Genomic DNA, 19,660 nt, shown 5'->3' on the forward strand with positions numbered 1-19,660 from the left:
AGAGCGAGCGCAGCACCGCTTGCGCTTCAAGGCTCGGCAAGGCTGTTACGGCTTCAGCCCCGGCGGCAGCGTCGGGTTTTCGCGCATCAGCGTGATGGTCACGCGGCGGTTTGCGGCGATCGACGGATCTTCGGGAAAAAGCGGCTGGGTGTCGGCCCTGCCGGTCACCGCAAAGAAATGCGACATCGGCACGCCCTCCCGTTCGAGGATCTGACGCACCGCGTTGGCGCGGTCGGCCGACAGGTCGAATCCGTTGTAATCGCTCCGTGCCGGCATCAGCCCGGCTGAGGTGTGACCAGAGATCGTGATCCGCAGGGGTGTTGCCCGCAGTGGCCCTGCGAGCCGCTGCAACAGCCGCCGAGTGCGTTCGAATGGAGCCTTGGAGCCATCGGCGAACATTGCACGTCCGTCCTGGTCCATGATCTCCAGATTGAGGCCCTGCTTGGTTTCCTCGAACATGACGTTCTTGGACAGCTCGGTGATTTCCGGCATGTCCTGCAGAGCCTGACGCAGCGACGCCGATGCGAGGGCGAATTCGCGCTCTTCCTTGGTATTAACGCCCTCGTCCTTGCTCGCTTCGCCGGGTGCCGGCTTGCTGGTCGAAAGCTCAGGATTGACGTGCTCGGTGTTCTTGACCTTGCCGCGGGTGGGCAGGCCGTCGTTCTCGATAATGCCGGAGTAGCGCGCGTCCGACTGAACGCCGAAGGCTTCGCGCATCGATCCGGCCACGACCTTGAGCTTGTCCTTGTCCTGCGTCGAGAACGCGGTGAGCATCACGAAGAACGCGAGCAGCAGAGCCATCAGGTCGGCGAAGGTCACGAACCAGCCGTGACCGCCGTGTGCCTCCTCGCGCTTCTTCTTGGCCATGGCTCGCTTTCCGAGTTGCTATCGTCCCGACTAAGCGGGAACGCCTTCGTCCTCGGTGTGGCGATGCTTCTCCGGCAGATAGGCGAGCAACATTTCCCGGACCAGCGTGGGGCTCTTGGAGTCGCGGATCATCAGAATGCCATCGATGATCAGCGTGCGGTTGGTATCCTCGTCCACAAGCTTGGTGTGCAGTTTGTCGGCGATCGGCAGACAGATCAGGTTCGCCACCACCGCGCCGTACAGCGTCGCCAACAGCGCCACCGCCATGAACGGACCGAGCTTGGACGGATCCTGCATGTTGGAAAACATCTGCACCATGCCGAGCAGCGTGCCGATCATGCCGAAGGCCGGGGCGCAGTCGCCGATCGCGCGGTAGATCTTCGAGCCCTCGTTGAGGTGCAGCAGGAAGTTGTCGCGATCGCGCTCGAGGTTGTCGCGAATGAACTCGATGTCGTAGCCGTCGGCCACGTAGCGTACACCCTTGGCCAGAAAGGGATCGTCGGCCTCGACCTTTTCCAGGCCGACCGGACCGGACTTGCGGGCGATTTCGGCAATGCGGGCGAGTTCGTCGACCAGGTCGCGCGCGGAAAGATTGCTGAGCGTGAAGGCAAATTTGGCGCCGAGCGGCAGGCCATGCAGCATCGCCGACAGCGGGAAGCGGATCAGGGTTGCTGCGAAGGATCCGCCGAAAATGACGATCACCGCATGGATGTCGTAGAACATGCCGAAGTTGCCGCCCATCAGGATGAGCGAAGACACGACAGCGGCGCCCGCGACGAGGCCGAGAAGTGTGGCGATATCCATCTTATACTCCGACACGCGCACATGCGCGCCAGTCCGGGCTGGCGGCGGCGCAGCACGTTCTGCGCTGCACGGAGTCACCGTAAGCAGCCGCCATTAAAGACGCGTAAAGGTTAAACTCGCAGCGCCGGGCTTGATCGCGAGATGGGGGCGGCGCCGGCACGATGGCAGCACGTCAACGCAATGCTAACCATGCACGGCACATCCGCCGGCGGTGACCCCGGCCGATGATCGACGAGCTTACGGGATATGTCAGTTCAGCCGGGTAGGTCGATCGTCCTGCGATGCTTGCTCGGGCACCACGAGAGTCGGCTTCTTGGCGGCCGTAGACGGAGCGGACTGCGGCGCCTGCGCGGCGGCGTTGCGCTTGTGATCACGGTAGGACCGCCAGCCGAGCGGCAGGCTGAGCAGATAGAGCACCGAGCCCGCCGACAGCATGTGCCACGGGTAACCGATCAGCAGCGCGATGAAGAGCACCACCGAGACGAATACGGGTAGCACCATTTCTGGAGCGACCCGGAGCCGCACCGCCTTGCCGGAGAACACCGGCAGGCGCGACACCATCAGGAAGGCGATCAGCAGCGTGTACAGCGCGATCAGCACGGCCGGCGGCGTCGGTGCGCCGAGAAAGCCCATGTAGACCGGGAGCAACACGGTGATGGCCCCGGCTGGCGCCGGAACGCCGGTGAAGAAGTTCGCCGCAAAGGCCGGCTTGTTGGGATCGTCCATCGTCGCGTTGAAGCGCGCCAGACGCAGGCCGCCACTGATCGCAAAGATCATCGCGGCGATCCAGCCGACATTGCTCAGGAAATGCAGCTGCCAGAAATACAGGATCAGGCCCGGCGCCACGCCGAAATTGACGAAATCGGCGAGGCTGTCGAGCTCGGCGCCGAATTTTGACTGTCCCTTGATCATCCGCGCGACGCGGCCGTCGATGCCGTCGAGCACGGCGGCGAACACGATGGCCGCGACCGCAAGTTCCATCCGGCCTTCCACCGCAAGCCGGATCGCGGTCAGGCCCGCGCAAATCGCCAGCAGCGTAATGACGTTCGGCACCAGCAAGCGCACCGGGATCGGACCGAATCGGCGACGCGGCGTCTCGGGGGGCGTCTGGTCGTAGTGCATCTGCATTGCCTCACTTACGCAGCCCGCAGGCTGCGCCGCCATCATGGCAGGCTTTGGGCCGCCCCTCCAGGCTGTCTCAGTCGGCCCGGAACGTCCGGCCGCCGTCGCCGAGGCTGATATCCGCCAGCACGGTTTCGCCGGCGATCGCGGTCTGCCCCTCGGACACTAGCGGCTTGGTGCCTTCCGGCAGGTAAACGTCCAGGCGCGAGCCGAAGCGGATCAGACCAAAGCGCTCGCCCACCGCCAGTGGCTGGCCTTCGCGGACGAACGACACGATCCGGCGCGCGACCAGCCCGGCGATCTGAACCACGCCGATCTGCCCCGTCGGCGTCGAGATCACCAGCGAGTTGCGCTCGTTGTCCTCACTCGCCTTGTCCAGCTCGGCGTTGATGAATTTGCCCGGCGAATAGATGATCCGCTCGACCCGGCCGGCAACCGGACTGCGGTTTACGTGGCAATTGAACACGCTCATGAAGATCGACACGCGCGGCAGCGGCTTGTCGCCGAGCCCGAGCGCCGGCGGCGGGATGATCTGCACCACCATCGACACGCGGCCATCGGCCGGCGCGACGACAAGCCCGTCGCGAACCGGCGTGACCCGCACCGGATCGCGGAAGAACAGCGCGCACCAGATCGTCAGCACCACGCCGATCCAGCCGAGCGGTGCCCAGATCAGGAACAGGACCAGGGTCGCCAGCGCGAACGCGGCGATGAACGGATAGCCTTCCCGATGGACCGGCGGGATCTGGGCGCGGACGGAATTCACGATGGACATGGAAGGTCCCCTAGCTTCGAAGACGACGGGCCAAATGCAGCGACACGATTACTCCGCCGCGGCCGAACTTGCCAGATCGTCGTCGAGTGTGGATGACCGCGGCTGCGACTCGTCGTCGCCGATCATCGCCAGCCGCTCCCGCGCCTCTTCGGCCTCCCGCTGCCGATTCCACATGCTGGCGTACAGCCCGCCGTGGTCCAGCAGCTGCGCGTGGCTGCCGCGCTCGGCAATCCGCCCTTGATCGATGACGATGATCTCGTCAGCCCCAACGATGGTCGAAAGCCGGTGCGCGATGACCAGCGAAGTGCGATTCTTCGACACGCGCTCGAGCGCGCCCTGAATTTCGTGCTCGGTGTGGCTGTCGAGCGCCGACGTGGCTTCATCGAGCACGAGGATCGGCGGCGACTTGAGAACGGTTCGCGCAATCGCGACGCGCTGCTTCTCACCGCCCGACAGCTTCAGGCCGCGTTCGCCGACTTCGGTCTCATAGCCCTTTGGCGACGCCTTGATGAAAGCATCGATCTGCGCGGTCCCGGCCGCCTCCTCCACTTCCGCGTCGGTCGCGTCCCAGCGGCCGTAACGAATGTTGTAACGGATGGTGTCGTTGAACAGAACGGTGTCCTGCGGCACCATGCCGATCGCCGCACGCAACGACGTCTGTGTCACGTCGCGGATGTCCTGGCCGTCGATCCGAATGGCGCCCGCCGACACGTCGTACAGCCGGAACAACAGCCGCGAGATCGTGGACTTGCCGGCGCCGGACGGGCCGACGATCGCGACCGTCTTGCCGGCCGGCACTTCAAAGCTGAGCCCCTTCAGGATCGGCCGCGACGGATCATAGGCGAAGCGGACATCGTCGAATTGCACAGTGCCATTGGTGACGAGCAAAGGCGTCGCGCTCGGCTTGTCCTTGACCTCGGGATTGCGCGACAGCACCGCGAACATCTTCTCGATGTCGATGATCGCCTGCTTGATCTCGCGATACACCATGCCCATGAAATTCAGCGGCTGATAAAGCTGAATCATCATCGCGTTGACCATCACGAAATCGCCGACCGTGTTGGTGCCGTTGCGTACGCCGACGGCGCACATCAGCATCGTCGTGGTGAGACCGAAGGTGAAGATCACCGCCTGCCCTGCGTTGAGCACGGCGAGTGAGGTGTAGGTCGAGACGCTGGCGTCTTCGTAACGCTGCATCGACTTGTCGTAGCGCTTGGCCTCGCGCTCCTCGGCGCCGAAATACTTCACGGTTTCATAGTTGAGCAGCGAGTCGATCGCCTTCTGATTGGCGTCGCTGTCGGAATCGTTCATCCGGCGGCGGATGCCGATCCGCCATTCGGTCGCCTTGTAGGTATAGAGCATGTAGACCACGACGGTGACCATGACGGCCGCGACGTAGCGCCAGTCGAATTGCCACAGCAGCACCGCCATCACCAGCGACAGCTCGATGATCGTCGGCACCAGCTGCAGGATCACCATGCGGACGATGACTTCAATGCCGAGCCGGCCGCGCTCCAGCACGCGCGTCAGTCCACCGGTCTTGCGTTCGAGGTGAAAGCGCAGCGACAGTTCGTGCATGTGGACGAAGGTGCGATAGGCGAGCTTGCGTACCGCGTGCATCGCCACCTGGGCGAACATGCCGTCACGCCATTGCGTCAGCACCGCCATCAGCACGCGGGTCAGGCCGTAGCTCAGCGTCAGCGCCAACGGCGACGCCAGCAGCCACAGGGTCCAGTTCGAACTCTCGACAGGGGCCGTATCAGCGCCCGTCAGCGCATCGGTCGCCCATTTGAAGGTGAACGGCACGATCAACGTCGCCGCCTTGGCGATCAGCAGCAGGACCACCGACCAGACCACCCGCATCTTCAGGTCGGCCCGGTCGCCGGGCCAGATATACGGCCACAGATGAACGAGCGTGGCGCCGAGCGTCGCCTTCTGGGCGGCTGCGTCCTCCGGAGTTGCGACCGAGGGACCGCTCTGCGAGTGGGAATGTGGGTGGGCCATCAAGACTGCCTGAAAAGGTCCGCCGGACAGGCGGCGGACAGGAAATGCGTCGGATGCGCTGTCATATAGTGTTTCATCGCCCGCGTGCACCCTGAGAGCGCGATTGTTCGCGTCATAACAGGCTGTTGCGCCGCGCAATCCGGTCTTGTCTTGACGCTGTGATCTCGCGGTGCCACATCGCCGACCATGAGCGAAATCAAGACAGTCTGCGTCTATTGCGGATCGGGCCCCGGCACCAACCCGCTTTTCATGGAGGCCGCACAGGCCTTCGGCAAGGAACTCGCGGAGGCCGGCATTCGGCTGGTTTATGGCGGTGGCGCGGTGGGCCTGATGGGGGCCGTCGCCAACGCGGTGCTCGATCACGGCGGCGCCGTTACTGGCATCATCCCCGGATTCCTACGAAGCAAAGAGATCGCGCTCGAGCGCGTGCAGGACCTGATCGTCACCGACGACATGCACGCCCGCAAGCGGCTGATGTTCGAGCACTCCGACGCCTTCGTGGCGTTGCCGGGCGGCATCGGCACGCTCGAGGAGCTGGTCGAGCAGATGACCTGGCAGCAACTCGGCCGCCATCAGAAGCCGATCCTGATCGCCAATATCGACGGGTTCTGGGATCCGTTCGTGGCGTTGATCGATCACATGCGCGCGGCCGCCTTCATCCGGCCCCAGCTCGCGATCGAGGTGCTGAAGGCCGACCGCGTCCCGGACATCCTGCCGAAGCTTCGCGAAGCGGCAGCAGAGGCTGACGTGAAAGGCATGCCGCCCGAGATCGCCGAGCGGCTGTAGCATAGCCACGAAGTCGCGGCTCCCAAGGGCAAGCTGCGCTTACCGGAGTCCGACGCAAAGACTCGGCCGACCATCGCGGCCGCACGCGATCCGATATATTCGGATCTCGAGATACGATTGCGACCTATGGGAACATCCCGAGTTGGCGAGACTCCGGTGGAAGCCTAGCTTTCGCGCCGCAACACGTTCGGCACGAAGCAGACCATGACAAAAAGAAATAACAGGCTCGCCCACCGTCTCGGCCTTGCCGCGGCTGTCATCAGTGCGGCCCTGGCGGCTAGCGCAGCAGCCGGGATCGCGGAGACGACACGAGTCGAGGCGAAAGATGATGGTCCAGTCGACCCTGCCTTGATCGCACGCGGCGAATACGTTGCAAGGCTCGGTGACTGCGTTGCCTGCCACACCGCTGATGGCGGCGCCACGATGGCCGGCGGACGTAAGCTCGAAACTCCGTTCGGCAATGTCTGGTCGACCAACATCACGCCGGATCCGCAAACGGGCCTCGGCGACTGGTCGTTCGCCGCCTTCGATCGCGCCATGCGCAAGGGTGTCGCCGCCGACGGCCATAATCTCTATCCGGCGATGCCCTACCCGTCCTACGCCAAGATGACCGAGCCGGACATGCAGGCGCTGTGGGCGTATTTGCAGCGCGGCCTGGAGCCGGTGGCGCAGCCCAATCGCCCCGCCGAGATGCGCTTCCCGTTCAGTCTGCGGTTCGGTCTGTCGCTGTGGAATTACGTCTTCCTCGACACCTCGCCATTCAAGCCCGACCCGGCAAAGGACGCCGTGTGGAATCGCGGCGCCTATCTGGTACAGGGCCTCGGCCATTGCGGCGCATGCCATACGCCGCGCGGCGTTGCCTTCCAGGAGAAGGCGATGAGCGACGCCGGCCCGACCGGACGGCTCTATCTCGCCGGCGCGCGCGTCGAGCATTGGAACGCACTCAACCTCCGCGGCTTGTGGACGGTGCCCGACACGGTCGAGATGCTGAAGACCGGACAGAACCGGTTCGCCACCGCTGCTGGCGGCATGACCGACGTCATCCTGCACTCGACGCAGCGTCTCACCGACGACGACCTGACGGCAATCGCCAGCTATCTGAAGGCGCTGCCGTCGGACCGTCCCAACGTCGCGCCGCCCGCCAACTCGCACGAGCCGCCCACAAATACGTTCACCACTCGCGGCGGGCTCGGCTACACGCAATTCTGCAACGACTGCCATCGGCCGGACGGGACCGGCGTGAAGGGCGTGTTCCCGCCGCTCGCCGGCAATCCGACCGTCACCGCCAACGATCCTTCGACGCTGGTACACATCGCCCTCACCGGCTGGAAGACCGCCGCCACAACCGCACATCCGCGCGTGTGGACGATGCCGGCCTTCGCCCGTCTCAGCGACCAGGAGATCGCCGACATCCTCAGTTTCGTGCGCGAAAGCTGGGGCCAGGGCGTCGGCCCGGTCAGCGCCGCCTATGTCGCCGCGGCGCGTAAAGCGCTCGGACCCGCGATCGACAATTCGCCGTTCGAGACACCGCGGCTCGCCGACCTGCTGGCCCAGCCGAACGCCGAGCAGTTAGTGCGAGGCATGCGGCTGAATGTCGAGACCCGAACGCTGTTGCCCAACTATGTCGGCGACGACCTCAACTGCACCTCGTGCCATCTCAACGCGGGCACCGTCGCGGACGGCAGCCCCTATGTGGGCGTCTCGGCGTTCTTCCCGAGCTACGCACCGCGTGCCGGCCGGGTGATCACGCTGGAAGATCGCATCAACGGCTGCTTCCTGCGCTCGATGAACGGCAAGCCGCTTCCGGTCGAGGGCGACGACATGAAAGCGATGATTGCGTATTTCGACTGGATGAAGGGCGCAACCAAGCCGGAGGACAAGGTCGCGGGCCGCGGCGTCGGCAAGGTCGACACTTCACTGACGCCGAACCCGGAGCACGGCAAGGAGATCTACGCCAAGCAATGCGCAGTCTGCCACGGCGCCGACGGCGAAGGCCTGAAGGATGACGCCGGCCGGCTCGTTTATCCGCCGCTGTGGGGCGCGCGTTCGTTCAACATCGGTGCCGGCATGGCCCGAACCTATACGGCGGCCGCCTTCGTCAAACGCAACATGCCGATCGGCACCCACGACAAATTCCCGCTCGGCCAGGGCGGCGCCCTGACCGACCAGGAGGCAATCGACGTCGCGGACTACTTCTCGCACATGGAACGCCCCGACTTCGCCGGCAAGGTCAAGGATTGGCCGAAGGACCCCAAGCCGAAGGACGCGCGCTATTAGCCGTCGGCGGCCCTGCCAGAGCAGGCGCCGCTGTGCGGAACAGAACGTTTAGCGAGACGCGGCGGCGGAGACCGCCGCGCGCACTCACAGCGGCGCGTTGCTCTTGATCAGCTTGTAGACCACCGAGTCCATCAGCGCCTCGAACGAGGCGTCGATGATATTCGGCGACACGCCGATTGTAGTCCAGCGCTCGCCCAGTTCGTCCTCGCTCTCGATTAGCACCCGAGTCACGGCCTCGGTGCCGCCATTGAGGATGCGGACGCGGTAGTCGACCAGCTTCAGACCCTCGATGTACTTCTGATACTTGCCGAGGTCCTTGCGCAGCGCGACGTCGAGCGCGTTGACGGGGCCGTTGCCTTCCGCGGCCGAGATCAAGGTTTCGCCGTCCACCACGACCTTGACCACGGCCATCGCCACGGTGACGCGCTTGCCGTGCGAATTGTAGCGCTGCTCGACGTTCACATCGAACTGCTCGACATGGAAGAACTCCGGCACCTTGCCGAGCACGCCGCGGGCCAGCAGATCGAACGAGGCATTCGCCGACTCATAGGCGTAACCAGCCGCTTCCCGCTCCTTCATCTTCTCGATCAACCGGCCGAGCTTCGGATCGTCACGGTCGACCTGGATGGTGGTGCGCGCCAATTCCGCCAGCACATTCGACTTGCCGGCCTGGTCCGACACCAGCACCTTGCGATGATTGCCGACGGTCTCGGGCGCGACGTGCTCGTACGTATGCGGATCCTTCATCACCGCCGAGGCATGAATGCCGGTCTTGGTGACGAAAGCGCTGCCGCCGACATAGGGCGCGTGCGGATCCGGCGCGCGGTCGAGGATGTTGTCGAGCGCGCGCGACACCTGCACCAGCGTGGCAAGCTTTTCGTCGGAGACGCCGATCTCGAACTTGTCGGCGAATTCCTTCTTCAGCTTCAGCGTCGGGATCATCGACACCAGATTGGCGTTGCCGCAGCGCTCGCCCAGCCCGTTCAGCGTGCCCTGGATCTGCCGCGCGCCGGCCCGCACCGCCGCGAACGAATTCGCCACCGCCTGCTCGGTGTCGTTATGCGCATGAATGCCGACGTGGCTGCCCGGGATGCGCTTCACCACCTCGCCGACGATCGCCTCGATCTCGTCCGGCATGGTGCCCCCATTGGTGTCGCACAGCACCACCCAGCGCGCGCCGGACTGATACGCCGCCTCGGCGCATTGCAGGGCGAACGCGGCATTTTCCTTGTAGCCGTCGAAGAAGTGCTCGCAATCGACCAGCACTTCGCGGCCCTTGTCCTTGGCCAGCGCAACGCTGTCGCGGATCGAGGCGATATTCTCCTCGTTGGTGGTCTCCAGGGCGACGCGGACCTGATACTCGCTGGACTTCGCCACGTAGCAGATCGCGCCCGCTTTGGCCTCGAGCAGCAGCGCGACGCCCGGATCGTTCGATGCCGAGCGGCCCGGCCGCCGCGTCATGCCGAACGCCGCGAAGGTGGCGCGCTGCAGCTTCTGATCTTCGCCGAAGAACTCGGTGTCGAGCGGATTGGCGCCGGGATAGCCGCCTTCGACATAGTCGATGCCGAGATCGTCGAGCAGTCCGGCGATCAGCTTCTTGTCGTGCAGTGTGAAGTCGACGCCATTGGTCTGCGCGCCGTCGCGCAGCGTGGTGTCGTAGAGATACAGACGTTCGCGACTCATTGATCCGCTCCCGGCGCCGCGGAGTCCGCCAGCGTCTTTTTCATCGAAGTATTGGCGAGCCATTCGCCATTGATGGTGACCGTGTTGCGCTGCGTCGCGACGTAGCCGCGGCGCGTGAAGAACTCGGCAGCGTTGTCGCTGGCATCGACCGTCAGCGCCTGTGCGCCGCGCGCTCCGGCGAGCTTTTCCAGAGCGTCGATCAACGACGTCGCGACACCCCTCCGGGTGAAATCCGGATGCACATAGAGCATATCGATGTGATCCGCGCCTTTCAGCGACGCAAAGCCGACCGGCGCGCCGCCCAGCGTTGCGATCAGCGTCAGCTGCGAAGCGAGCCGTGCGGCGAACTTCGCGTCATCGTCGGCCACCGAGGCCCACGCTTCCTGCTGCGCTTCGCTGTAATCATCCTCGGTGAGCTGCTCGATCGCCGCGATGAAGATCGCTGCCGCGATCTGGGCATCCTCGGGCAGATACGGCCGCAGGCCGGGCTTTTCCGTCAGGCTCATGACTCACCAAAATCCGTAAAACTTCAGCACCAACGCCGTCGCGCCGGCCAGCAGCGCGATCTTCAACGCGATGTAGTACAGCCAGTGCTTTGGAAACGGCGTGTCCGGCCGCGACGTTGGCTTCGAGTCGTTCATCGGGCGAACTCCCGCTGCGTAGTCAGCTTGAATCTCAAGACTTCGCCGCGAGCCTCGGCTGCGCCAGCCGCGCCCCACTCCCTCTCGTTCGTCATTCCGGGATGCGCTGCGTCAGCAGCGCAGACCCGGAATCCCGAGATTGCGGCGACGAGATTCCGGGTTCGCGCGAAGACGCGCGCCCCGGAATGACGTCGTGGGCGGGGGACGCTCATCGCGCAATCTCCCAAGTCGTCACCGGCTTGCCGTCGGCGTCCTTGCCGTCCTTTATGGTGATGCCCATTGCGGCGAGCTCGTCACGGATGCGGTCGGATTCCTTCCAGTCTTTGTTGGCCCGGGCGGCAGTGCGGGCATCCACAAGCTTTTGGATAGCTACTGAACTATCAGCGTTCTGAGCTGCAATGGTGCCGGATAGGCTTCGCCGATGAGCTGCTGCTAACACAGTATTATTAGCGTCGTTAAACGCGCCAGCATCAACGAGCGGAACCATAGGCCATCGATGGATACGAGCCCGGTCTGCGCTTAATCCCAGGAAAACCAGTGCTGCTTTCAACTCGTCCAGCCGCCCCGACTTATGGAGGACATGCAGTCCTGCGATTACTGCGGGCGTATTGAGGTCGTCAGCCAGCGGGGTGACAATCTCTGCTGGCACCACGGACGATGGTGCCACATCCTCTATGTCGAGATACCAATCCCACAAAAATTTGTGGGTCTGATCGAGATTCTCATAGGTCCAATCGAGAGGCTGCCTGTAGTGGGTCTTCAACATTGCTAGACGCAGTGCATCGCCTGGCCAACTATATCCCTTCCACCCCTCCAGCAGTTCCCTGATCGTGACAAAATTGCCGAGGCTCTTCGACATCTTCTCGCCTTCGACCTGCAGGAAGCCGTTGTGCATCCAGGTCTGGGCCATGCGCGAGGTGTGGAAGGCGCAGCAGGTCTGCGCAACTTCGTTCTCGTGATGCGGGAAGACGAGGTCGATGCCGCCGCCGTGGATGTCGAAGGTCTCGCCGAGGTGCTTCCACGACATCGCCGAGCATTCGATGTGCCAGCCCGGACGGCCTTCGACCGCGATGCCGGCCGGCGACGGCCAGGACGGCTCACCTGGCTTGGACGGCTTCCACAACACGAAGTCCGTCGCATCGCGCTTGTAGGGCGCGACGTCGACGCGGGCGCCGGCGATCATCTCGTCCAGCGTGCGATTGGCCAGCGCGCCGTAGCGCGGCAACAGGCCGTTCGCCGCGTTCATCGCGGCCGGCGAGAACAGCACATGGTCCGCCGCCACATAAGCGAAGCCACCGGCCACCAGCTTCTCGATGATCTGCCGCATCTCGGCGATGTGCTCGGTCGCGCGCGGCTCGACGCTTGGACGCAGGCACCCCAGCGCGTCGACGTCGTCGTGGAATTGGCTTTCGGTGCGCTCGGTGACCTTGCGGATCGCCTCGTTGAGCGGCAGGCCCGGAAAGTCACAGGCGGCGCGGTCGTTGATCTTGTCGTCGACGTCGGTGATGTTGCGGACGTATTTGACGTGGGCTTCGCCGTAGAGGTGCCGCAGCAGCCGGAACAGCACGTCGAACACGATGACCGGCCGGGCATTGCCGATATGGGCGAAGTCGTAGACCGTCGGGCCGCAGACATACATCCGCACGTTCGACGGATCGATCGGCGCGAAATCGCGCTTCTCCTTGGTCAGCGTGTCGTAAAGGCGCAAAGCCATGGATTCCCGTCCCCTGCGGCCGGGCGTCCAGTGATCTCATGAGAGAAAAGACGGCCTCAGCCAGCGTTGAGCTAGCTCGTAATCTCGCGGCAAATGCCACAAATCGAGAAAAGACCGTTCATTCCCGCACCATGGCCAGCCCGCCGGGGCACGTCAAGCCCGGCAAACGCCCTAAGTCCCGGTCCCGGCCGATTTTGGCCATGATCGGCGCCTAACGCCCAGCGCCACGGCTCCTCGCCATGGTTAACGATTCTTTACCATTTCCCGATTATTGATCGGGGCTCGGCGCCCTTGCTCACCGGTGTCCCATGAAGCTCCTTCCCGCTCTTTTTGCCTGCTCGGCGCTGCTGTCCGCGTCGGCCGCCGTGGCCGACAGCCGCGTCTTCATCGTTGCCAACCAGCCGGACGGCTATGGCATCGATCAGTGTCTGGCGAAGAGCGAAAGCTGCGGGGCCCATGCGGCCCTTGCCTATTGCCAAGCGCGGGATTTCGCCCAGGCTCTCGCCTATCGCCGGGTCGATCCCGACGAGATCACCGGCGCGGTGCCGAAGACCGCGGGTCTTGCCTGCGGCCGAGGCGGTTGCAACGAGTATGTGGCGATCACCTGCCAGCGCTGAACTGCGCGAAAATGCCTGGGGTTTCGCCACAGAGACGCCCCGGAAACGACGTGACGATGCCGCGAGAAGCCGGTAGAAGACCCGCAACCGTCGCGGCTTGAACCGATTGCCGGACGGCATCGATCGCGCGGATTTGCTGAGACGATTCGGCCGATCGCCGAGATCACCATCCGCCGGAATTCCTGAATGCCCGACTTCTTCGAGACCGCGAGTTTGATCCGCCGCCGGTGGCTGAGTGGCGCTGTCCTGGCGGCTGCCGCGATGCTGTCGTCCGCCGCGCTGGCGCAGCAGGGTTACCCGCCGACCGGCTATCAGCAGGCACCCGGCGGCCAGCAGGGCGGCGCGGTCAATCCGGTCTGCCCGCGGCTCGAAGCGCAGCTCGCCTCGATCGACCGCGGCGGCGGCGACCCGGCGCGCGCCGACCAGATCCGTCGCTACGAGGACGCCGTCAATCGCCAACAGGGCGAACTCGACCGCGTCACCATGCAGGCCAAGCGGATGGGCTGCGACAGCTCGGGCTTCTTCTCGCTGTTCAATGGCCAGTCGGCGCAGTGCGGTCCGGTCAACAACCAGATCCAGCAGATGCGCGGCAATCTCGACCAGATGACGTCGAGCCTGGAGCGCCTGCGCTCCGGCGGGCCCGGCGGGTCCGACCGTGACAATCAGCGCCGCTCGGTGCTGACCGCGCTGGCGCAGAACAATTGCGGCCCGCAATACGCCGCGGCCGCGCAGCAGGGCGGCGGAGGCTTCCTCAACAACCTGTTCGGCGGCAACGCGTCGCCAGCGCCGGGCGCCCCCGGCGCACCGCTGCCCGACTTCAACACCGACGGCGGCACGTTCCGCACCGTCTGCGTGCGCACCTGCGACGGCTATTACTTCCCGATCTCCTTCGCCACCGTCCCGGCCCGCTTCGCCGACGACGAAAAGACCTGCAAGAGCCTGTGCCCGGCCTCCGATGCCGCGTTGTATGCGTATCGCAATCCCGGGCAGGACATGAACTCCGCGGTGTCGATCAGCGGCCAGCCCTACACGTCGCTGCCCGCAGCCTTCCGCTATCGGCAGTCGTTCGATCCGGCGTGCACCTGCAAGGCGGCGAACCAGAGCTGGGCCGACGCGCTGAAGGGCGTCGACGATACGTCCGCGCGCGAACACGGCGACATCATCGTCACCGAAGAGAGCGCCAAGCGCATGGCGTTGCCGCCGGCGCAGCGCGCCAATGCCCGGAAGGGCGCGGCCCCCGCTCCGGCCACTGCCAACGGCGCCGCCGCGCAACCGGACCCGGGCGCGCCCGCGACCGATCCGAACAAGATCCGCACCGTTGGCCCGACCTTCCTGCCCAACACGCGCTAAGCCGGCCCGGTCGCAGACGACGAGCCACATAGCCCATCGGGGCTATGGTCCCTCGCGTCGCCATGCTCCAGCCTGCAGCCTCTCTCGCGATGTCAGAGGAGGCGCAGCATGCGGGTCATCGTTGTCGGCGGCGGCATTGCCGGATTGGGCGCGGCCGATCGGCTGCGTGACGATGGCCACGAGGTCGTGCTGCTCGAACAGGACACCGAGCCGGGCGGGCGTTGCCGCTCCGTGCTGTGGCACGGCGTGTGGGCCGTCACCGGCGCGTTCGCCTTTCTCGGCGCCGAAACCAACCTCGGCGATCTCGCCCGCAAGCTCGGTATCGACAAGCCCGACGGCATCGCCGACCTGGCGGCCGCGCACCGCTGGAACGTGCTGGTCAAGCGCAAACAGAACGTCGGCTTCGGCGCCTTCGACCTGATTGCGGCGGCCAAGCATCCGTATATCCCCTTCGCCGAGAAAACCCGTCTGCTGGCAACGCTGCCGAAACTGGCGCAGATCGCCATGAACGGCGATCCACGCGACATCACCAGCGCGGCGGCGTTCGACGACGTCAACGCCTGCGAGTACTTCCGGCGCTTCTCGCCGACCTTCGTCGATTACTTCCTCGAGCCGTGCGTCGCGATGTTCTGCGGCTATGGCGAAGACGACTTCTCGCTCACCTGGACGGCCTGGAGCACGGCCGGACGGTTGTCTTGGTCGGGCGATCAGATCTGGAGCTTCAAGGAGCGCGGGGCCGGCCGGATCACCTGGGAGCTCGGCCGCAGCCTCGCCGCCGATCCGCGCGTCGACCTCCGGCTCGGCTGCAGCGTCGCCGAAGTTCGCACCCGCGCGGACGGCGTGGAAGTCGATGCGATCAGCAATGGCGGCAGTGAGACCGTTCGGGGCGACGCAGTGGTGATGGCCGTGCCGGGCAACAAGGTGTCGGCGCTGATGCCGGGGCTCGATGCGGAGCGACGACGCTTCTTCGACGGCGTCGACTACGCCGGCCACCACATCGTCTACTATCTGCTCGACCGGCCCAAAGGCGATCTTCTCGACACCTACTTGCTGCCCGCCGCCGACGGCTTCCGCCGCACCGGCAATCTGCGCTTCACCGACATGGGCGACGGCACGACCTTCGCCCATTCGCAGTGGAAGGATTGGGGCTGCCGGCAGCATGCCGACGCCAGCACGGCGGATCTGCTCACGATCGCCTGGAGCGACGTGGTCGACGCCCTGCCCCAGCTCGCCGAAACGCGGGTGATCGACAGCTTCATCTCGCGTCAGCCCGATGCGATCTGCAAGCGCCCCAAGGGCTACATCCGCGGCCTGCGCCGCTTTCTCGAGCTCGGCCCGATGCCGCGCGTCGCGTTCTGCGGCGACTACCTCACCAACAGCACGGTCGGTCAGGCGCATTGGTCGGGGCTGAAGGCCGCGGAGGATTTGATCGCGCGCGGCAACTAACGGGCGTCGTCCGCGCTGGCCCGCGATCCAAGTAGCGCGCTCAGCTCGGTGCGATTGCGCGTGCCGGTCTTGTCCAGCACCGCGCGCATCTGGTTCTTGATCGTCCACGGACTGATATCGAGCATCCGGGCGATCGATTTGTTGGAATAGCCTGCCGCAGCGAGCCTCGCGACTTCGCTTTCGCGCGGCGTAAGCGCGCGCAGTGGATCATCGCCAGCCGGTCGCTGCGCCGTGTCGAGACGCGCCGCCACGCCGCCATACGCCATTTCCAGAAGCGGCAGCAACGACACCGCCATCCCGCGGTCGCGCTCGTTGAAATCGCCGCGGCTGGCATCGCGGACCAAGCTCAGAGCGCCGACGATCCGGTTGCGGTCGCGCAGCGCCAGCGTCAGCACGAACGCCGCCCCGCAATCACTCAGCAGCGGTTCATCAGACCGCGCCGCAGGCATCAGTTCGGACAGCCGCGCGACGCCGTCATCTCGGGATGCAGCACCGCCGTCCAGCCAGGTCCGGATCGGATCGCGGGCGCGTACCTCGGCGCAGTAATGCGACTTGCACCAGGACGGCCAGTTGATGAAGTGCATCTCGCCCGGCCGGCCGCGCTGTCGATCCGAGAACACCGCACGGCTCGCGCCGAAGACCGGCCGCAGCGACCGCAGCGCGGCCTCGGCGAACACGAAAGGCGTAGCAGGTCGAGACGGATCGAGGCCCATGGCGGCAGGATCGCGGATCGGCATTCACGGCTCGCTGTGGTCTGCCCGTGCCGCGCCGATGTGCTGGGCGAGGCGACGGCGCGGTTGTTTGTGACGCCGTCATCAAACCGGGTCACGGCCCCCGCTGCAAGGTCGCGGGGACCGCGAATGCCCCGATAAGCCACCCAAAAAACCATGCGGCAAACCTGTGGCAGCGGCGCGCGGCGGCAAAATTCGTTGCGGCGAAACGGTGTTCTCCGCCACAATCCGAACAGGCGCTCCCGCCACGAATCTGCCGCCGAGGCGCCGGTCCGGAACCACAATCACGGCGGTACCTTGAGACCGGCTCGCGAGGCGCTCGCAATTCAGCAGCGCCGAATACCATCAGCGCGCGCTTCACTCATCCTGCGTGCGCTTGTCACTAGACGCTGCAGCACCATTTCGGAACGCACCCGCAAGAACGTGGATGGCCGGGACAAAGCCCGGCCATGACGAACGAAGCGAGTGGTCCGGCGGCCTTACGCCGGGCTAGCGAGCGGCTTGCCCTTTTCGACGATGTAGTTGACCATCAGCCGGGTCTTCGCCGTCGACGGTTTGCCGCCGGCGTGCGGCGTGTTGGGTGGGACCTGGAAGGCCTCGCCGGCCTTGGCAATCGTGGTCGGCCGTCCCTCGATCGGAAGCTCAAGCTCGCCTTCCATCACATAGGTCGACTCGATCCCCGGATGCGTATGGCGGCCGACGGTCGCTCCGGCATCGAGCGTCACGTCCATGATAATCGTCTCATAGCCCGCGGCCGGACCATCGGTGCGGCTCAGGATCTTGCGCGTGACGCCGTTGGCGGTCGTGGCGGCGGCTCCCTGCGCGAAGGCCTCGGTCGCCCCGAACCCCGCGATGCTGCAGATCGCACAGCCAGCGACCGCCGCAAATCCTCTCCGTGTCAGCATGACGTCCTCCCAACCCTTGAAGCCCGTCTGTGCGGGCGTGGGAGAAGTCTGGCAGAACGGCGGCTCCCTGGAAAGAACAAGGCGAGACGATACAACCTGCCTGTTAGCAAGCCGCCTGAGCTTGGTTGCGGTGCAACTACTCCGTCTCCTACCCCTCGAACGCCTCGCTCGACGCGCGACCCGCCCGCACCAGCAGCGACTCGTCCGGCTCGGCCAGCGCTTCCGCCTTGTCGCGAAAGCGGTTGGTGATCGGATAGCGCCGATCTCGGCCGAAGTTCTTGCGCGTCACCTTCACGCCCGGCGCGGCTTGGCGGCGTTTGTATTCGGCGATGTTCAACAACCGGTCGATCCGCACCACCGTGTCCTTGTCAAAACCTTCGGCGACGATCGAGGCCAGCGGCTCTTCGCGTTCGACTAAGCGTTCGAGGATGCCGTCGAGCATGTCGTAGGGCGGCAGTGAGTCCTGGTCGGTCTGGTCTTCGCGGAGTTCGGCGGTCGGCGGTCGCACGATGATGCTTTCCGGGATCACCTCGCCGTCCGGGCCGAGCGCGCCGTCGGGCTTCCAGCGGTTGCGCAGGCTCGACATCCGGAACACCTGGGTCTTGTAGATGTCCTTGATCGGGTTGAAGCCGCCGTTCATGTCACCATACAGCGTGGCGTAGCCGACGCTCATTTCCGACTTGTTGCCGGTGGTCACCACCATGGCGCCGGTCTTGTTGGAGATCGCCATCAGCAGCGTGCCGCGGGTGCGCGCCTGCAGATTCTCTTCGGTGATGTCGCGCTCCAGCCCCGCGAACGGCTTCGCCAGGATCGCCTCGAAGCCTTCGACCGCCTGGGCGATCGGCAGCACCTCGTAGCTGAAGCCGAGCGCGCCCGCGAGCCGCGCCGCGTCGTCGAGCGAGATCTGCGCGGTGTAGCGGAACGGCAGCATCACGCCGCGAACCTTCTCGGCGCCGAGCGCATCGACCGCGATCGCCGCGCACAGCGCCGAGTCGATGCCACCGGAGATGCCGAGCAGCACGCCGGGGAAGCCGTTCTTCCGCACGTAGTCGCGCAGACCGAGCACGCAGGCCGCGTAGTCAGCCTCGTCGCCTTCGATCACCGGCGCGACCTGACCGTCGCAGCGCCAGCCTGCCGCGCCCTTGGCGAAGCTCAGCGTGGTGAGGCTCTCGGCGAAGCCGGGCAGCTGCGCTGCCAGCGTGCGATCGGCGTTGAGCACGAAGGACGCGCCGTCGAACACCAGTTCGTCCTGGCCGCCGACCTGATTGAGATAGACCAGCGGCAGGTCGCTTTCGGTGACGCGCGCCACCGACACAGACATCCGCAGGTCCTGCTTGCCGCGCGCATAGGGCGAGCCGTTCGGCACGATCAGAAGCTCGGCGCCGGTCTCGGCCAGGCACTCGACGACGTTCTCGTACTCTTCGGATTCCTCGAGCCAGGTGTCCTCGCAGATCGGCACGCCGACCCGCACGCCGCGGATCGTCACCGGACCGGACACCGGGCCGCGGGCGAATACCCGCTTCTCGTCGAACACGCCGTAATTCGGCAGATTGACCTTGTAGCGGATCGCCGCGATCCGGCCGCCATCGAGTAGCGCGCAGGCGTTGTACAGCTTGCCGTTATCGACCCAGGGCGAGCCGATCAGCATCGCCGGCCCGCCATCGGCGGTCTCGCGCGCCAGCTCCTCCACGGCGGAGCGGCACGCGGCCTGGAAGGCCGGTTTCAGCACCAGATCCTCCGGCGGATAGCCGGCGATGAACAGCTCGGGGAAGACGATCAGCGCGGCGCCGTCCGCCGCCGCCTGCTTGCGCGCGGCGCGGGCCTTGTCGGCGTTGCCGGCGACATCGCCGACCGTCGGGTTGAGCTGGGCGAGCGTGAGGGTGAAGCGGGCTGTGTCGGTCATGCCCGAGATGTAACGGCCCCCTGGCCGGTCCGCAA

At 65.4% G+C, this 19,660-nt stretch carries 17 protein-coding genes; 5 read left to right on the forward strand and 12 right to left on the reverse strand.

Features of this window, described 5'->3' with window-relative positions:
• Positions 1-45: 45 nt before the first annotated feature.
• From ACFFJ6_RS11740 to ACFFJ6_RS11760, 5 genes are all read right to left on the reverse strand, one after another.
• Entirely contained in the window at positions 46-867 is an 822-nt protein-coding gene (locus ACFFJ6_RS11740; protein ID WP_378387818.1) for a flagellar motor protein MotB, read from the reverse strand.
• Between the two features lie 30 nt (positions 868-897).
• The gene (locus tag ACFFJ6_RS11745) at positions 898-1,671 is read right to left on the reverse strand and encodes a motility protein A (RefSeq protein ID WP_054163489.1); all 774 of its coding nucleotides are present in this window, start codon (positions 1,669-1,671) and stop codon (positions 898-900) included.
• A gap of 249 nt (positions 1,672-1,920) precedes the next feature.
• Positions 1,921-2,793 (reverse strand): CDP-diacylglycerol--serine O-phosphatidyltransferase, encoded by an 873-nt coding sequence (gene pssA, locus ACFFJ6_RS11750; RefSeq protein WP_378387821.1) that lies wholly within the window; start codon positions 2,791-2,793, stop codon positions 1,921-1,923.
• Between the two features lie 76 nt (positions 2,794-2,869).
• Positions 2,870-3,568 (reverse strand): phosphatidylserine decarboxylase, encoded by a 699-nt coding sequence (locus tag ACFFJ6_RS11755; RefSeq protein ID WP_054163469.1) that lies wholly within the window; start codon positions 3,566-3,568, stop codon positions 2,870-2,872.
• A gap of 48 nt (positions 3,569-3,616) precedes the next feature.
• Positions 3,617-5,572: an ABCB family ABC transporter ATP-binding protein/permease gene (locus ACFFJ6_RS11760; protein ID WP_378387824.1), complete on the reverse strand. Its 1,956-nt coding sequence runs from the start codon at positions 5,570-5,572 to the stop codon at positions 3,617-3,619.
• 186 nt (positions 5,573-5,758) lie between these two features.
• Here ACFFJ6_RS11760 and ACFFJ6_RS11765 point away from each other — a divergent pair, with 186 nt between their 5' ends.
• Positions 5,759-6,358, forward strand: coding sequence for an LOG family protein (locus tag ACFFJ6_RS11765; RefSeq protein ID WP_378387826.1), 600 nt, complete (start codon positions 5,759-5,761; stop codon positions 6,356-6,358).
• Positions 6,359-6,562: 204 nt separating this feature from the next.
• The gene (locus ACFFJ6_RS11770) at positions 6,563-8,635 is read left to right on the forward strand and encodes a c-type cytochrome (protein WP_378387828.1); all 2,073 of its coding nucleotides are present in this window, start codon (positions 6,563-6,565) and stop codon (positions 8,633-8,635) included.
• Between the two features lie 84 nt (positions 8,636-8,719).
• On the opposite strand, the gene cimA is transcribed toward ACFFJ6_RS11770, so the two are convergent.
• The 4 genes from cimA to cysS all read right to left on the reverse strand — a co-directional run bounded on the left by cimA (position 8,720) and on the right by cysS (position 12,673).
• Positions 8,720-10,318 (reverse strand): citramalate synthase, encoded by a 1,599-nt coding sequence (gene cimA, locus ACFFJ6_RS11775; protein ID WP_378387831.1) that lies wholly within the window; start codon positions 10,316-10,318, stop codon positions 8,720-8,722.
• Entirely contained in the window at positions 10,315-10,824 is a 510-nt protein-coding gene (locus tag ACFFJ6_RS11780) for a GNAT family N-acetyltransferase (protein ID WP_378387833.1), read from the reverse strand. Before ACFFJ6_RS11780 ends, cimA begins: the two co-directional genes overlap by 4 nt.
• Positions 10,825-10,827: 3 nt before the next feature.
• Positions 10,828-10,959: a hypothetical protein gene (locus ACFFJ6_RS11785; RefSeq protein ID WP_378387836.1), complete on the reverse strand. Its 132-nt coding sequence runs from the start codon at positions 10,957-10,959 to the stop codon at positions 10,828-10,830.
• A 208-nt stretch (positions 10,960-11,167) separates the two neighbouring features.
• Entirely contained in the window at positions 11,168-12,673 is a 1,506-nt protein-coding gene (gene cysS / locus ACFFJ6_RS11790) for a cysteine--tRNA ligase (protein WP_378387838.1), read from the reverse strand.
• Positions 12,674-12,981: 308 nt separating this feature from the next.
• On the opposite strand from cysS, the gene ACFFJ6_RS11795 reads away from it, so the two are divergent.
• The 3 genes from ACFFJ6_RS11795 to ACFFJ6_RS11805 all read left to right on the forward strand — a co-directional run bounded on the left by ACFFJ6_RS11795 (position 12,982) and on the right by ACFFJ6_RS11805 (position 16,086).
• Positions 12,982-13,290: a hypothetical protein gene (locus tag ACFFJ6_RS11795; RefSeq protein ID WP_378387840.1), complete on the forward strand. Its 309-nt coding sequence runs from the start codon at positions 12,982-12,984 to the stop codon at positions 13,288-13,290.
• A gap of 186 nt (positions 13,291-13,476) precedes the next feature.
• Positions 13,477-14,640, forward strand: coding sequence for a DUF2865 domain-containing protein (locus tag ACFFJ6_RS11800; RefSeq protein ID WP_378387842.1), 1,164 nt, complete (start codon positions 13,477-13,479; stop codon positions 14,638-14,640).
• Between the two features lie 108 nt (positions 14,641-14,748).
• A complete protein-coding gene (locus tag ACFFJ6_RS11805; protein ID WP_378387844.1) occupies positions 14,749-16,086 on the forward strand; it encodes an FAD-dependent oxidoreductase in 1,338 nt (445 codons plus the stop codon).
• Here ACFFJ6_RS11805 and ACFFJ6_RS11810 read toward each other — a convergent pair.
• The 3 genes from ACFFJ6_RS11810 to ACFFJ6_RS11820 form a co-directional block, all read right to left on the reverse strand.
• Complete coding sequence (locus ACFFJ6_RS11810) at positions 16,083-16,823, reverse strand: helix-turn-helix transcriptional regulator (RefSeq protein ID WP_378387846.1); 741 nt, start codon at positions 16,821-16,823, stop codon at positions 16,083-16,085. The two genes, ACFFJ6_RS11805 and ACFFJ6_RS11810, sit on opposite strands and share 4 nt — an antisense overlap.
• Before the next feature lie 473 nt (positions 16,824-17,296).
• On the reverse strand, positions 17,297-17,722 hold the full coding sequence (locus ACFFJ6_RS11815) for a cupin domain-containing protein (RefSeq protein WP_378387848.1): 426 nt from the start codon (positions 17,720-17,722) through the stop codon (positions 17,297-17,299).
• Positions 17,723-17,870: 148 nt separating this feature from the next.
• Positions 17,871-19,625: an NAD+ synthase gene (locus ACFFJ6_RS11820; protein WP_378387850.1), complete on the reverse strand. Its 1,755-nt coding sequence runs from the start codon at positions 19,623-19,625 to the stop codon at positions 17,871-17,873.
• Positions 19,626-19,660 lie beyond the last annotated feature (35 nt).

Source organism: Rhodopseudomonas telluris, assembly GCF_042432815.1.
In the GTDB taxonomy this organism is placed as follows: Bacteria; Pseudomonadota; Alphaproteobacteria; order Rhizobiales; family Xanthobacteraceae; genus Rhodopseudomonas; species Rhodopseudomonas telluris.

Coding starts and splice junctions, on each gene's coding strand:
- cimA (WP_378387831.1), bottom strand. CDS start 10,318: ATGAGTCGCGAACGTCTGTATCTCTACGACACCACGCTGCGCGACGGC.
- ACFFJ6_RS11800 (WP_378387842.1), top strand. CDS start 13,477: ATGCCCGACTTCTTCGAGACCGCGAGTTTGATCCGCCGCCGGTGGCTG.
- ACFFJ6_RS11785 (WP_378387836.1), bottom strand. CDS start 10,959: ATGAACGACTCGAAGCCAACGTCGCGGCCGGACACGCCGTTTCCAAAG.
- ACFFJ6_RS11755 (WP_054163469.1), bottom strand. CDS start 3,568: ATGTCCATCGTGAATTCCGTCCGCGCCCAGATCCCGCCGGTCCATCGG.
- ACFFJ6_RS11765 (WP_378387826.1), top strand. CDS start 5,759: ATGAGCGAAATCAAGACAGTCTGCGTCTATTGCGGATCGGGCCCCGGC.
- ACFFJ6_RS11740 (WP_378387818.1), bottom strand. CDS start 867: ATGGCCAAGAAGAAGCGCGAGGAGGCACACGGCGGTCACGGCTGGTTC.
- cysS (WP_378387838.1), bottom strand. CDS start 12,673: ATGGCTTTGCGCCTTTACGACACGCTGACCAAGGAGAAGCGCGATTTC.
- ACFFJ6_RS11760 (WP_378387824.1), bottom strand. CDS start 5,572: ATGGCCCACCCACATTCCCACTCGCAGAGCGGTCCCTCGGTCGCAACT.
- ACFFJ6_RS11815 (WP_378387848.1), bottom strand. CDS start 17,722: ATGCTGACACGGAGAGGATTTGCGGCGGTCGCTGGCTGTGCGATCTGC.
- ACFFJ6_RS11810 (WP_378387846.1), bottom strand. CDS start 16,823: ATGCCGATCCGCGATCCTGCCGCCATGGGCCTCGATCCGTCTCGACCT.
- pssA (WP_378387821.1), bottom strand. CDS start 2,793: ATGCACTACGACCAGACGCCCCCCGAGACGCCGCGTCGCCGATTCGGT.
- ACFFJ6_RS11820 (WP_378387850.1), bottom strand. CDS start 19,625: ATGACCGACACAGCCCGCTTCACCCTCACGCTCGCCCAGCTCAACCCG.
- ACFFJ6_RS11780 (WP_378387833.1), bottom strand. CDS start 10,824: ATGAGCCTGACGGAAAAGCCCGGCCTGCGGCCGTATCTGCCCGAGGAT.
- ACFFJ6_RS11795 (WP_378387840.1), top strand. CDS start 12,982: ATGAAGCTCCTTCCCGCTCTTTTTGCCTGCTCGGCGCTGCTGTCCGCG.
- ACFFJ6_RS11770 (WP_378387828.1), top strand. CDS start 6,563: ATGACAAAAAGAAATAACAGGCTCGCCCACCGTCTCGGCCTTGCCGCG.
- ACFFJ6_RS11745 (WP_054163489.1), bottom strand. CDS start 1,671: ATGGATATCGCCACACTTCTCGGCCTCGTCGCGGGCGCCGCTGTCGTG.
- ACFFJ6_RS11805 (WP_378387844.1), top strand. CDS start 14,749: ATGCGGGTCATCGTTGTCGGCGGCGGCATTGCCGGATTGGGCGCGGCC.